At 51.4% G+C, this 14,353-nt stretch carries 13 protein-coding genes; 3 read left to right on the forward strand and 10 right to left on the reverse strand.

Annotated elements, in window-relative coordinates; all coding sequences use genetic code 11:
* Positions 1 to 263: 263 nt before the first annotated feature.
* The 10 genes from KO497_RS12550 to KO497_RS12595 all read right to left on the reverse strand — a co-directional run bounded on the left by KO497_RS12550 (position 264) and on the right by KO497_RS12595 (position 10,587).
* Entirely contained in the window at positions 264 to 1,754 is a 1,491-nt protein-coding gene (locus tag KO497_RS12550) for a tripartite tricarboxylate transporter permease (protein WP_215944317.1), read from the reverse strand.
* Positions 1,755 to 1,767: 13 nt separating this feature from the next.
* The gene (locus tag KO497_RS12555; RefSeq protein ID WP_215944318.1) at positions 1,768 to 2,283 is read right to left on the reverse strand and encodes a tripartite tricarboxylate transporter TctB family protein; all 516 of its coding nucleotides are present in this window, start codon (positions 2,281 to 2,283) and stop codon (positions 1,768 to 1,770) included.
* Positions 2,284 to 2,352: 69 nt separating this feature from the next.
* The gene (locus KO497_RS12560) at positions 2,353 to 3,339 is read right to left on the reverse strand and encodes a Bug family tripartite tricarboxylate transporter substrate binding protein (RefSeq protein WP_215944319.1); all 987 of its coding nucleotides are present in this window, start codon (positions 3,337 to 3,339) and stop codon (positions 2,353 to 2,355) included.
* A gap of 301 nt (positions 3,340 to 3,640) precedes the next feature.
* Positions 3,641 to 4,699 carry a 2Fe-2S iron-sulfur cluster-binding protein gene (locus tag KO497_RS12565; protein WP_215944320.1) on the reverse strand — a complete coding sequence of 353 codons (1,059 nt, stop codon included), beginning with the start codon at positions 4,697 to 4,699 and terminating at the stop codon, positions 3,641 to 3,643.
* A complete protein-coding gene (locus KO497_RS12570) occupies positions 4,692 to 5,765 on the reverse strand; it encodes a sugar phosphate isomerase/epimerase family protein (RefSeq protein ID WP_215944321.1) in 1,074 nt (357 codons plus the stop codon). Before KO497_RS12570 ends, KO497_RS12565 begins: the two co-directional genes overlap by 8 nt.
* Before the next feature lie 60 nt (positions 5,766 to 5,825).
* Positions 5,826 to 6,896 carry an aromatic ring-hydroxylating dioxygenase subunit alpha gene (locus tag KO497_RS12575; RefSeq protein ID WP_215944322.1) on the reverse strand — a complete coding sequence of 357 codons (1,071 nt, stop codon included), beginning with the start codon at positions 6,894 to 6,896 and terminating at the stop codon, positions 5,826 to 5,828.
* Positions 6,897 to 7,078: 182 nt separating this feature from the next.
* Positions 7,079 to 7,546 (reverse strand): MarR family winged helix-turn-helix transcriptional regulator, encoded by a 468-nt coding sequence (locus KO497_RS12580; protein WP_215944323.1) that lies wholly within the window; start codon positions 7,544 to 7,546, stop codon positions 7,079 to 7,081.
* 291 nt (positions 7,547 to 7,837) lie between these two features.
* Positions 7,838 to 8,413 (reverse strand): nucleotidyltransferase family protein, encoded by a 576-nt coding sequence (locus tag KO497_RS12585; RefSeq protein ID WP_215944324.1) that lies wholly within the window; start codon positions 8,411 to 8,413, stop codon positions 7,838 to 7,840.
* Positions 8,413 to 9,411: an XdhC family protein gene (locus KO497_RS12590; protein ID WP_215944325.1), complete on the reverse strand. Its 999-nt coding sequence runs from the start codon at positions 9,409 to 9,411 to the stop codon at positions 8,413 to 8,415. Before KO497_RS12590 ends, KO497_RS12585 begins: the two co-directional genes overlap by 1 nt.
* Before the next feature lie 126 nt (positions 9,412 to 9,537).
* A complete protein-coding gene (locus KO497_RS12595; protein WP_215944326.1) occupies positions 9,538 to 10,587 on the reverse strand; it encodes a tartrate dehydrogenase in 1,050 nt (349 codons plus the stop codon).
* Positions 10,588 to 11,453: 866 nt separating this feature from the next.
* On the opposite strand from KO497_RS12595, the gene KO497_RS12600 reads away from it, so the two are divergent.
* The 3 genes from KO497_RS12600 (at position 11,454) to KO497_RS12610 (ending at position 14,338) form a co-directional block, all read left to right on the forward strand.
* Complete coding sequence (locus KO497_RS12600; RefSeq protein ID WP_215944327.1) at positions 11,454 to 12,434, forward strand: TRAP transporter substrate-binding protein; 981 nt, start codon at positions 11,454 to 11,456, stop codon at positions 12,432 to 12,434.
* 66 nt (positions 12,435 to 12,500) lie between these two features.
* Complete coding sequence (locus tag KO497_RS12605; protein ID WP_215944328.1) at positions 12,501 to 13,079, forward strand: TRAP transporter small permease; 579 nt, start codon at positions 12,501 to 12,503, stop codon at positions 13,077 to 13,079.
* Positions 13,079 to 14,338, forward strand: coding sequence for a TRAP transporter large permease (locus KO497_RS12610; RefSeq protein WP_215944329.1), 1,260 nt, complete (start codon positions 13,079 to 13,081; stop codon positions 14,336 to 14,338). The genes KO497_RS12605 and KO497_RS12610 overlap by 1 nt, the downstream gene beginning before the upstream one ends.
* Positions 14,339 to 14,353 lie beyond the last annotated feature (15 nt).

The raw sequence follows: 14,353 nt of genomic DNA on the forward strand, positions 1-14,353 counted from the left end.
GCATCATTGAACAGTACAAATTGTGATCCAGGCCATCTAAGACGTCATGGCTGGCCACCTCATATTGGTGGTATGAACCCGCACAATGGAACCGTGATCAGTTCGATTGTGGGGTCAATATCCCATCACATTGCCCCTCGACCTAGAGCCACAGATTTTATTTCAAGACCTTTGCGCAGGTGACGATCGGAGGGCCTATATCAGAAAGCACAAAAATAAAGTCGCACCAAAAACCCTGCGATAGAGTTTAATAGAACGCACCATCAGAGCGCTCTAAGTTTTACCCAACTCCATTTCAGCAGCGGTATTGAGACCAGAGTAACGCATATTACGATTAGCACTGCCGAAATCGGACGCTCCAGAAAAATTGACCACGACCCCCGACTGATCATAAGGCTACGCCGTAAGTTTTCTTCGAGGATTGGCCCAAGGATCAAACCAAAGGCCATCGGCGTTACTGGCAAACTCAATCGCGAAAAGACAAACCCCACCACGCCAAAGGCAATCATCACGTAGACGTCGTTCATGTCATTGCGGATGGCGAAAGCGCCGATCACACAAAACACCGCGATAAAGACATACATCAACTGCGGAGGGATCCGCGTCACAAGCACTGCCGCGCGGATCATGCCAAGACCAACCACCAGCGTCGCGATCAGCGCCAAAAGAACCGATACATAAATCCAAGCCACAAAAGTCGGATTGTTAGCAAACAGCAACGGCCCCGGGGTCAGGCCATGCAACATCAATGCGCCCATAAGAACAGCCGTAATCGTATCCCCCGGCACCCCCAAAGCAATGAGTGGAATAAGAGAGCCACCAACAGAGGCACTGTTGGCCGCTTCGGGCGCTACAATCCCATCGGCATGACCGGTACCGAATTTCTCAGGTGTCTTGGACAAGCGCCGTTCTTGCGCATAAGCGATAGAGACCGCCACCGCAGAACCAGCCGCGGGGATAGCGCCGATAAACGTACCGATAACGGAACCGCGCAGCATCACTTTCCAACGGCTAGTCAGTTCATTCAGTGGCAACATCACTTTGCCGATCTGTGGCCGCACCTTGGGTGTCTGCGCAAAGCCCACCAAATTTTGCAAAATTTCACCCAGACCAAACAGACCAATGATCATCGGCACCAAATTCAAACCCGATTGTAACATCGGCGTATTAAGTGTCATGCGTTGCGCATCTGTCAGCGCATCAAAGCCAACCATACCCAAAATGACGCCAATAAATCCGACAACACTGGCCACCAGAGTTGATCCATTTGAGGAAAAAGACAGCATCACAATACCAAAAAGCGCAACAGCGGCAAATTCAGGGCTGCGGAAATTGGTGGCAAATTCAGCCAGCACCGGTGCAAGCAAAACAAGCATCGCAAGACCGATCATGCCGCCTATCGTCGAGGACACAAGCGCAAAGTTCAAGGCATGCCCTGCTCGCCCCTGCTGCGCCATGGGGTAACCATCGATCTGCGTAAAAATAGACGCTGGCGTGCCGGGCAGCTTCATCAAAATGGCAGAAATGGACCCGCCATAGACACTCGACATAAACACCGAGATCAAGAAAAGCATCGCAACGCCTGGTTCCATGGTAAATGTCACGGGCATCAATATAGCCAAAGCCATCGTTGATGAAATTCCGGGAATGGCCCCAAGCACAAGACCTAGAACAGTCCCAAGCACGACAAGACCAAGCATCATCGGGCTAGATAGATATCCGAGCAATACGTCGATAAAAGAGGTAAGCAGCATGTAATATCCCCGATCAAGCAGGTAGTGGAAGCGTCAAAAGACGCACAAAAATCAACTGGATGAACAGCGCAGCGCCCGCTCCGAAAATGAGCGCTTCAACAGCATGTCGCACCGCATGTCCCCGCAGGGCAGAAAGCAACACGTAAATCCAGATCGAGGAAAACAGGACTACAGCCAACATTGTCCCCAGCCCTTCGATGGCCGTTGGCATCGCGAGTAAAGAGGCAACAAAACCAATTGGCAGCCCCCAAGATCGCACACCTTCAATGAATTGATGTGTTGGCAAAAGGCTGACACCTTGGTCTCGCACCCCCAGCAGCCCGATCAAAGACAGAATACCTCCAGCCAAAGCCAGACATCCAAGACACAAAGACGCCAAAAAGAACGGCCCAGGGTCGCCCCGCATAGGCATGTTGGAATACATGCCTTGACTGTCTCTCAACAGCAGATAGCCGCCACATGCGAGGAAGAGAAACAGCAATCCTGCCGCAAATGTTTTGCGCGCCGATCCATCAATGGGGGGTGTCATGTCTGGCTCCTAGGGTATACCTTGAAATATGCTGGCGGACCCCACAAGAAGGCCCGCCCGTCGTTAGCTTCAGTCGCGTTTGAGTTCCGGTGCAACGAGTCCAGCGTTTTCCAGCAGCGGATAAACAAGCTCTTGCTGCATGGCGAGTTCAGCAGCGGCATCAGTCGCGCCAAGCGGACGCAACACCATGCCGCTTTTCTTTGCTGCCGCAACGAAACCTTCGCTATTGACTGCGGCCAGAAGTCCTGATTCCAACTTTGCGCGAATATCAGTAGGGATACCGACCGGCGCAACCATCATAACAAAGTCATTCACAACCACATCGTAACCTTGTTCTTTGAACGTCGGCACATCAGGCAACTGCGGGTGACGCGTCTCAGAAGCGACGCCAAGCACATTGATCGTGCCAGCGAGCGCATGTTCAAGGATCGGTGGAATCGGCAGCGTTGCGGTTTGCACTTCGCCGGTTAACAACGCGGTCACTGTTGGCGCATGACCCGGATAAGGCAAGCGCATCATATCAGTGCCCAGCGCCTGCGGGATCACTTCAGCAAAGACGAAAGAGTTACCACCCTGTGGGTCATTGCCATTCATCAGCCCCATCGGGTCCTCTTTCATCGCCGCGACATAGGCTTCAAGCGTGTCGATGCCAGTATCGGCTGAAATTTGAAGAGCGCCCGGTTCGTCACTGACATAGGCCAGCGGATCAAGCCCATCGAGCTGTGGCGCACTGGTATTCATGTAAGATTGCGACACCGCATGCAGCCCCATCACGCCTATGGTGTAACCATCGGGGTCTGCTTTGGCGATGTGACGTATACCCGTAGAGCCGCCAGCGCCGGTGACATTGTCTACGACGACAGCTGTGTCCATGATGGTTGATAGTTCGTGCCCAATCAGACGACCTACAAGATCATGGCCACCGCCTGCTGGCCAAACCACAGTGATGTGAATAGGCTTACTGGGGTAGGCATCATCAGCGAATGCAGCCTGAAACGGCAGCGCGGCAAATGTGGCCAAGCAAAGGGCGGAGGTAAAGAGGTTACGTTTTTTCATGACTTCCCTGTTCGTTTTGAAGTTGAGCGTTGGTAGATAGACACAGGCTATCCGCGCACAGCCCACCGAACGCGGGCCGCGAATTTCTTTTCAAGATATCAGCCTTGAAGGCAGTGCATTTCACTACGGAGTTCTTTGCCCTTTTCGGGTCTTTGCTCCCTTATTCATTTAGAAAAGCTGACTAAAACTTGTTTGTATAGAAATAAAATATTCAACTGAATAATTTATTTCTATCGCATCCGATTGCACCCTAAGTATGCCTATTTTTCAGGCAACCTCTGCTAATTTGAAGTCCGAATGCTTACAGATCGATTTCGACATTTCCCTCTGGTACAGAGCAACAAATGAAGACTTCTCCCTCTTCAGGCGAATCGATCAAGTCTTCCGTATACGTAACATTTCCAGACACCTTGCGGCAGACGCATGAACCACATATTCCAGATCTGCATTCAAAATTAGGAGCAAGCCCTTGAGCTTCCGCAAGCTCTAAAAGGTTTTCACTCGAACCATCCCAAGCCACCTCAATACCAGATTTCACGAAGCGAACGATAGGTCCCTGCCCTGCACTTCCAGCTTCAGAAGCAGGCAACTGGGACGCACTAGGGACAGTGACTTTTTTTGTAGCAGCCACATGAGAGGCCCCAAAAACTTCCTGCTTTATCTCACTATCAGGCACCCCAAGGTCACACAAAACCTCACGCATCGCGGTCATGAAACCACTGGGGCCGCAAAGATAGACATGGTAGGCATCAAGCGGCAGCAAATTACGCAAGCTGTCTCGCCCTAAGAGACCAATTTCTTGACAACGGCCAGAAGACAGGTCGCCATCATCCCCTTCTGCAAAGACGGTATAACTGTGAATATGCGCCGCTCCCGCGATGACCTCAGCAAGCTCCTCGGCGAAACCGTGCTGCGTCGCATCCATGCAAGCATGTACAAAATACACCGGTCGATCAGGCTGGCGTGCCAACACAGAAAGCATCGCGAGCGCCGGTGTTATCCCGATCCCGCCAGTGAGCAAAAGCACCGGACGCGCATCGTCCGCCAACACAAATCCGCCACGCGGCTTTTCCGCCGCCAGACGCGTACCGACCTGCGCCCGTTCATGCAAAAAGCGTGATCCGCCTTTACCGCCAGCCTCTAACTTAACGCTGATACGATAACCGCTGTGATCCGCCGGATCAGAGGAAATCGTATAGGTTGCGATTTTGCGCTCTGGTAAATTCAGCCGCAAGGGCAAGTGTTGCCCAGCCATAAATGGCTGAAATACGCCCCCCACGACCTTTAAGCGCAACGAAATCACATCTCGGCTTTCCTGAACACGGTCCGCGACTTCCAGCATCATAGGAGCGTCAACCATTTGACCCACCTTGCGGCACACCAAGTACCGTCATTTCGTCACGCAAAAACTGCGCAATTGCAGCATTTTGATCAATCAAAGAAAACCGCGCACCATCGCCATAGTCTGTCAAATTAATCATTTCAGTTGTGATCACCGCCAAACGGCTGTCAGGATGATCCGCGTGGTATTTCAACACTTTGCGGGCCACATGCTTACACGGCTCCAACCGCCATGCTTCCCAAGGTGAATGCCATTCCCCTGGCGCTGGCCGAGTAAAGGGATAAAGGATCGCGCGCCCGTATTCCCCATCGCGCTTTCGTTGGTGCGGATCATCGGGCACGCCTGCTGCCCCATTAGATCTATCATGCCTAGACCACAGGTTACGCGGCCCAGACGGCGTCACAGAACGCAACTGAAACCACCGCACAAGTCCGGCATCCAGCCATTGATCCACCAAATTTTTTGGCTCGTAAGGATCAAGAACCACACGCCCAGCAGTCACATCTTCGCGAATACCAGACACCTCTAATTCAGCATCATCGCCCATTTTGAACAGCATATGAGAATAATCGAGCGTCAAATTAAATGGAACGCCTTGCTTGTCCGACGCTTCAGCCACTGTCAAAATGCGGCGCGGATCTTCGCTCCACATATTCACATGCAACTCAAAGCAGGGCTCTATCCCAAGCTCCTGCCCCAATTCCCACGCATCAAGCCAAGCGCGAATGACCTCATCATCTGTGACCCAACGCTTTTCGCTGTGCCAGTTATAGACCATCATATTGTGGAACTTCGCCCCGACCCTTACCGCGCGCTCCATATTGGCGCGCAAAGCAGGAAGATACTGCTCTCCCAGCTCATAAACACCGCTCGCCGTATGCACTGGCAAAGCGTTTGCAGCTTTTAAGTCAAGAAAAGCATCAACCTCATGCTCAAGAGGCAAGCGATCAAAAAAGTCGAACACACCTGCTTGTGCAACCATTTGAAACTGGTCTGAAAGCGATGGTTCAGTGAATGCAACAGGTCGCTCGGGCGTAGAGGCTTGCGCCCCACGGCCGTTACAACCAATCAAGATTGGCGTCATGCGTTTACTTTCTGAATAGGATGCCCGCGAGGGCAGTGTTGCCAAAGGTGTTACGACGCATCAGTCATGATAGATGAAAGACGTATCTGGCTCTGAGGCCGCATCAACCGTCCTCTCGCGTTCAAGCAACGCGTTGATACGCTTGCGATAAACCATCGGCCCGCGATCCACGGCGATCCGAATTGGGCGGCGTTTAAGGGGGGCTTGCTCTTCGGCGTGAACCGCCTCAAGGATTTCCTTGTCTTCACCAAATGCAATCCGGAACATCGCATCGATTTTCTCGGAAGCCTCTTCGGTGTCCACTGCGGTATTTCGCAAATGCATCCAGCGGTCGATTGTGTAGTTTTCTGTCACCGGCGTCATGAAGTGCAGCGCAAAAATACGGTTTCCGGAATCTCGATCATCTTCTTTAATTTTATCTGCAACATCAGCCGAACCGAAATCAATCACAGCGATGGATGGGACATAAAGATGGTAGTAGTGCCAGCGATCCACATTGCCCGTAAAACCGCCAAACGCCTTAAAGAAGCCGATCGGCTCAGCATCGCGTATCCAGCGCCACGCTGTGATCGTCTTGCCCTCTGTCGAAACATGAACCGGCACGTTTTCCGATGCAGAATTGCCAAGTGTCGTAGGATGGACAAAACTCACATGCGCCGGATCCACGAGATTTTCAGCCACATTCAGATAATTGGATTCAAGATGTAGAGCATCACCGTGATGTGCATGCCAATTCGGATCGGAAAACTGCGGCAAATCGAAAATATCGTCAGTGTTCGCACTATGCGCATCCCCCATCCATATCCAAACGATACCGTGACGCTCCTCGGTAGGGTAAGCCTCGACATATGCAGATGGCGGGATCTTATCCTGACCCGGCACCCGCGTGCATTTCCCGTCAGAGCCAAAAGTCAGCCCATGATACCCACACTGCACAGCGTCCCCGATGCGCTTTCCCTTAGAGAGCGGCAACAGGCGGTGCGGACAGCGGTCCTCAAGAGCCGCAACAGTGCCATCTCCACGGCGGTACAGCAAAACCGGATCCCCAAGGATCACAAAGCGACGCAACTCATCATCAATTTCCGATGACCATGCCGCGACGTACCATGCATTTCTGACCAAAGTTGTCATATTCATTCCCTCACTGTTAGCCTGTGCGTTGAGGGGAATTAGTACGTACTAAAAGTAAATAGGGATAGAAAAATCATCACAAATCGAAAATAATTGAAGTAATTTATCAAAAATGGGCGATAAAGATTAATATTTAATCAAAAATGAATAAACACCATTCGATAATTAATTTCAGTACGAAGTTACTGAGAGTCGGGACAATCCGACAGAACTTTGCGCAAGAGCTCAACAAACAAGCTGCGCTCAATAGGTGTGAGCGGCGCAAGAAGGTCTTCTTTGGCCTTCAGGCTGATCGGAATATGGACCTGCGCACAGTCGCGCCCAGCAGGCGTCAATTCAATAACTGACGCGCGCTGATCGTCTGCGCTCTTTGTTTTTTTGATCAACCCGTCTTTTTCAAGCTTTCGCACCACAACTGTCGTGGTCGACGGATCCATAGAGGTCAGACGCCCAAGTCGGCTTTGAGACACGGCACCTTCCTTAAGCAAAGTCACCAATGCCACAAACTGAGTGACTGAAAGGTTCGGCATCACGACGGCCTGCGTGAACATTTGCGCGACGCGCTGATGCACTCTACGAACGAGTTGCGCCGGATGTTCACGCGGATCGTAACTGTCGATAGTCTCTTGAGAGACAGATTCATTGTCCATGAGGGGCCCATTGCAATCAGAACTGTATGAACCAAATCCTATCGCCTTCCGCAACGAAACGCCAGCCAGCGAGATGGCCACGCGACTTGAAAAACGTTCCCACCATGCGCCGCCTGATTGGCGTGTTTGATAGTCATCTGAGCAGTATTGTGGCATATGACGCGTCAGCAAAAGAAACGTCGCCAGCAAACGCTGAAATCGAATTGCCCAAATTGAATCACCGCCACAACCGCTTTAGAAAATACGATTAATACAGTACGCAAAAGTGATGAGAATACCGAGATAAAGCGGCTATTTGGCCTCGTCAGGTTGATGGGCGCGCCGTAGATCAGCGATGGTATCGATGTCCAAAAGCGCATGTGCTGGCAATGGCAAAACTTGATTATCGGACAACGCTTTGATTACACGCCCCGCCCCCTGATCGCCAGACAGCGCCAGAAGTTCGGCGACGTAAGCCGCGGGAAATACCGCAGGCGGTAGAGTTTGGTCGCCACAGCTACTGGCAGCGGGTGACGCCTGCGCCATTTCAAACAAGGCCGCAATATGCGGCACAGGCACAAAGGGCATATCCGCAAGCATGACCAGCACCTGAGTAGCCCCCAGTGATTTCGCCATATGCAGCCCAGCGCGCAGGCTGTCACTGTGCTGCGCATTTTGGGGCACCTGCACCGCTTTAATCCCAGCCGCTTGGGCGATTTTAGCCACTTGATCGCTTTGCACGCAGGCAAAGCTGGCCTCCAAGCCAAGCGTATTCAAGGTTTCAAACGCATAGGAACACAGCGGACGCCCCTTCAAGAGCGCCAGCAATTTATCATCCGCCCCAAAGCGGCGCGAGTGGCCCGCAGCTAGGACAAGCCCGACCCGCATCACAGCTGCCTTTGCGAATTTTCAAACGACAGGACTTCGGCCAAAACTGACACCGCCAAAGTACGCGGGTCGCGCGTGGAGCGGATCAAACCAATTGGCCCTTTGAGACGCGCAAGATCGGCCTCATCAACGCCTTTAGCACGCAATGCTTCAATCCGTGCAGTCGCAGTACGAAAACTGCCTTGTGCCCCGATGTAAAACGCTTGAGAATTGAGAACACTCAAAAGAATATCCGCTTCCCAATCGTGACTATGAAAGAACAGGGTCACAGCCGTGTGGGCATCAATCGCAATCTCATCGGGAATGGCCGCTTGGGTGATGTGGAGTGTGCTTAAATTCGGAATAGCACGCCGCGCCGCCGCCAGTGTACCGGTATCCGGTGACAAAAGAACCGTGTCATACCCCGCAGACACCGCCATCGCGGCAAAGGCAGACGCCTCAGCCCCTGCTCCCAGCACCACAAAACGCACGTCAGGAATAATATGCAGCTGTGTGGTTTGCTCTTGGGTGTTTTGGTCGCGGGCACTTTGGCCATCAACGCTTTGACCATCAAGACTGTGTGGTGTGACAGAAACCCCACCCTGATCCATATCGACTGTCAGCGTCACGGCACGCTGTTCAGTTATAGTGTCGGACACGGGCTGTAACTGGCCAATGTCAGCAATCGGAACAAGGAAAATATCCAATGATCCACCACAAGGCAGTTGGATATCCATAAAGGGTGATCCTTGCCCATAGCGCAATTTGCGTGGGATGCTATCTTTGAGCACATGCGCTGCGTGTCGCACCACATCCCCATCGATGCAGCCTGACGACAGCCCACCAAAACAAGTGCCATCTTGCATCACAAACATGCTGGCACCGATAGGGCGAAACGATGGTCCCGCGATGCCCCCGATCATCGCCAAAACACATGGCATATCATCACTCTGCGCGCGGCCTTGCGCGTGAGCGATGGCATGAGAGATTGGAAAATCAAAGGCGCGAATTGTTATCATGCAAACGGTTTAACGCACTTGTGCTGGGAGGCAAGAGGTGCCGCGCATTTTTCTGAACAGTCGAAAAACATGCTCCCCCACCGCCATTTATCCAAACAACTGGGGGGGAGACACACTTATCCTGGATTATGATACCTCAAGTGCCGCAAGAATCGCAGCCGTGATTTCATCTGTGGTGCTTTGACCCTGTTTCGTGCCAACACCCTGTAAGGTGGCGGCCTCAACTGCGGCAAGCACGGCTGATGCTGCATCTTTTTCACCCAAGTGATCCAGCATCATTGCGCCAGACCAGATGGCGGCAATCGGGTTGGCTATGTTTTTGCCCGCAATATCAGGTGCAGACCCGTGAACAGGTTCAAACATCGATGGCACGGCAGGATCAGGGCAGATATTTGCAGAAGCCGCAAAGCCCAAGCCCCCCTGAATAGCAGCGCCTAAATCGGTCAAAATATCACCAAACAGATTGGACGCCACGATGACATCCAAAGTTTCCGGCGCCATCACCATCTTGGCGCACATCGCGTCGATATGCATATGGCTGACGGTCACATCAGGATACTCTTGCGCAACCTCGCGTGTCACTTCATCCCAAAACACCATAGAGTATTTTTGCGCATTTGATTTCGTCACAGACGTCAAATGCTTGCGACGTGCGCGGGCTTGCTCGAACCCAAAGCGGATAATGCGCTCAACACCTTTACGCGTGAAAACAGACACTTCGGTGGCGACTTCATTGTCTTGACCTTGATGCACACGCCCACCAGCGCCAGAATATTCGCCTTCGGTATTTTCGCGGATGCACAGAATATCAAAGGCGTCACATTTCAGCGGTCCTTCGACCCCCGGCAACAAACGATGCGGGCGGATGTTGGCATATTGCGTGAATGCTTTGCGGATCGGCAATAAAAGCCCGTGCAAGGACACCGAGTCTGGCACCGTATCTGGCCAGCCGACGGCGCCCAAATAGATCGCGTCGAATTTAGACAGAGTTGCGATACCATCTTCGGGCATCATCACACCGTGTTTTATATAATATTCGCAAGACCACGGAAAGACATCGCTTTTCAACTCAAAGCCAAAACGTTGCGCAGCAGCCGTCAGCACCTCCATTGTGGCATCGGTCACGTCCAAACCAATTCCATCACCGGGGATCAGCGCAAGTTTATAAGTTGTCATGTTCAGTGGCTCCAAATCTTAGGTTTGACTCACGCCCATCCAAGAGGTGAGCAATAAATCTCGCTGCTGTTTTGCTGCCATGCGCCTGTTTTGCAATCCCTGAAAATGCTATTTTGTAAATGTCATCTGAATTTTAAGTGTCCTGACGGCGGCAAAAACACACGAGCGCATGGCGACTATAGCAACGTAATACCCGTTCAAATACGCGACAGATTCCACTCAAAACGCCTACCAAAAAGGCCAATACTCAACTCTAGGATGCGACGCTACAGCTAACAAGAATCTATCAAATTTTTACAATTGCGGCGCTGACGACGTGAACCGACTGTAAAAGGATCAATTTTAGAGATGCGCCTGATAAAAAATTGAGCAAATTCAGAATGTGCGTATTTTTTAATCGACAGCATAGATCCTCACTTGTCGACCCCACCCTTCAGAAGCTGTTTCTATATGCAATCTCACCTAGAGATTTATCCAAGACGAACGTGCCCCCCTCTTGGGCCAAAAACCTATATCCTTGATGATTTATTGCTAATTACCTTAAACAGGTGCCAGATGACTCAGTGCCATCCTTGCCTTTGCAGACCCAAGCCATTTGTTCAAAAATCAGCGTCGCATCGTAAATAAATCAGGCATTTTACCCCATGTAGCTGAGAGTAATTTGCTCGAGAAATCATAGTTTACGCTATGGCACTCAACCTCATACTGAACCGTTTCAAAGTTTATCTCTTGACTCAAAACGCTGACGCAAACATGTTTCTATACAAACATAAATTACACCCAAAAATGGTGTGTCAAAAATTCGCACGTTGCCGCAATAACGAACACGGTTGACCCGTGGCAACAGACTTCAACAGGAGAGAACAATGAATAAAATTCTAACCGTCTTGGCAACAACGACTTCAATGCTATTACCGCTTGCTGCCACAGCACAGGACCATGATTTTCGGGTCGGCCTTATCACGCCCCCTGTCCACGTCTGGAACCAAGAAGCGCGCGCCATGGGGGAAACCCTGAACGAAACTTCCGATGGTCGTTTTTCTGTCACGACGTTCCCATCTGGCCAGCTTGGTAGCGAAAGCACAATGTTGCAGCAGCTCCAAACAGGCGCATTGGACATGGCTTGGCTCACATCTGCAGGCCTAACTTTACGCGTACCAGACATGAGTGCCCTTCACGCGCCGTTCCTTGTTGATAACATCGCAGATGCGGCCAAAGTTTTGCGCTCTGATGAGGCTATCGAAATTCTTGACGCTTTGCCTGCCGCAACAGGCACCGTTGGTTTGTGCTACGCTATGACAGGCATGCGCCAGTTGATGACGAAAGATGCCATTGAATCCGCCGAAGATCTTGACGGCATGCGTTTCCGCATCACGCCGGCACCAGCTATTCAGACGTTCTTTGAAATGTTTGGCGCAGCCCCAGCCCCCATGCCGTTGACACAAGTTTACGATGCATTGGCAAACGGTCAGATTGATGCGATCGACATGGATTACGAGTCAATCATCAACTTTGGCTACCACGACCACGCGTCAAACTTGATGGAAACCAACCACCACTTGTTCCCAATGGTTGCTTTGATTTCTGGTCGTGTTTGGGCACAATTGTCCCCAGAAGATCAAACGATTGTACGCGCGGCGGCTCAACAGCACTGTGACGCCACGATCGATCGTTTTGTCGAAGAAGAAGCTGGCAAACTTGAGAAACTCAAAGGCATCGAAGGCCTGACAGTGACCGAAGATGTCAGCTCTGAATTTTTTGGTGACATCGTTGAGCGTTGGGATGCTGACTGGAGCAAAGAAACACCTTACGTTGAAAAATTGCGCACACTCGTCGCAACGTACTAACCCCAAAAAGGCCGGCGACAGCACCCCCGTGTCGCCGGTTTTCACTTATCCAGATTGGAAGATACGATGATCCCACGTGCCCTGAGCCGACTATCATCAGGCTTTAGCGCCATCGAACGCTTTTTGCTGAAATTTTTGATAGGTGCGCTGGCCGTTTTTATTTTGACAAATGTGCTGTTGCGAATGTTTGGCATCACCTTAGCATGGGCCGACGAATTGGCCATTTACACCATGGTTCTGTCAGGGTTTGTAGGTGCCTCTTTGATGTTACGCGCACGGATTGATCCGGCTGTATTACTGCTGCACACCTTTGTGCCGCACAAAGTTACAGTGCTCTTGCGGGCGACTGTATCGCTTATATCAGCCGCGTTTGGGATCCTTCTTCTCTATCTCTGCGTGCGATGGTTTAACCCTGTCGTATTGATGCAAAACGGGTTTGATACGCGCGCGTTTGAGGCCCAGACGTTTAATTTCATCTACACAGACATGACACCTGTGATGGCGATTCCGACCTATTTCCTTTATTTTATCGTCCCGTTTTTCGCACTCGGGATTACGATACACGCGACAACAAATCTGCTGGAAGACTTAGGCTTTTTGACACGCCCTAATGATCCCGCGGGCCTTAAAATGGATAACATCTAATGACCGTACTTATATTTTTCCTTCTGTTGGTCGTAGGCGTTCCAATCGGCATTATCCTATGTTCTGCCGCCTATGTTTTCATTCTAAGTTCTGGCAACACAGTGTTGCTGGACAGCTTTGGCCTGCAAATGTTCAGCTCTTTGAACAACTTCGGCCTTTTGGCAATCCCATTGTTCATCTTGATCGGTGAATTGATGAATGGCGCGGGCATCACGCAGCGCTTGATCCGCCTTGCGGCTGTCTTCGTTGGCTCCCTGAAAGGGGGGCTGGCCTATATCAACCTGATTGCGAATATGATGGTGGCATCAATTTTGGGGTCCGCCACAGCGCAGATTGCGATGATGACGCAAGTTATGGTGCCTGAGATGGAAAAAGAAGGCTACGAGCGCGACTTTTCCACGGCCGTGACGGCCTTTGGTGGTCTTCTTGGCCCGATCATTCCGCCCTCAATCGTCTTTGTTGTCTATGCTGTTTTGGCGCAGCTTGCCGTGCGTGACATGCTGCTGGCAGGCATCCTGCCCGGCATCATGCTTACGGGCTTGTTCATCGCGACAATCGCGGTGCTTGGCTACTGGCGCAACTATCCACGCGGCAAAAGCCTCAGCTGGCCTGACCGTTTTAAAGCGCTCTACCAAGCGCTGCCAATGTTGCTCATTCCCGCTGTGATTATCGGCACCATCCTTGGTGGATACGGCTCCCCAACCGAAGCCGCGGCACTTGGTGCGCTCTGTGCAGCTTTGCTCGGTATATTCTTTACCAAAACATTGAAGGTTTCAGACTTAGGCCCCATCCTGTTGCGCACAGGGATCAATTCCTCTTTGGTGCTGTTTCTTGTTGCCTCGGCGGGTGTATTTTCTTGGGTGTTGGTGTTCGGCCAAGTACCGCAAACTGTTGCCGCATGGATTGAAACGGTCGCAACGACGCCGGTCATGTTCATGCTGCTTGTGATGGTGATCTTGTTGATGCTTGGCACGATTATTGACGGCATCCCTGCTCTCATCATGGTCGTACCGATCTTGCTGCCCATTGCGACAGGAACCTACGGCATTGACCCTATTCACTTTGGGATTGTGGTGTCGATCAATCTTATCCTTGGATTATTATCACCGCCTGTCGGCATCGGATTGTACATCGCAGCGAATGTCGCGAAAATCAGCCCTATAGCTGTGTTCCGCACATCACTGCCGTTCTTTGTCGTCACGTTCTTTGCACTGATTATTCTCGCACTCGTCCCACAAATCAGCCTAGCGTTCCTGTAACCGACAGCAAAAGCG

The sequence above is a fragment of the Pacificibacter marinus genome, assembly GCF_018860665.1.
In the GTDB taxonomy this organism is placed as follows: Bacteria; Pseudomonadota; Alphaproteobacteria; order Rhodobacterales; family Rhodobacteraceae; genus Celeribacter; species Celeribacter marinus_A.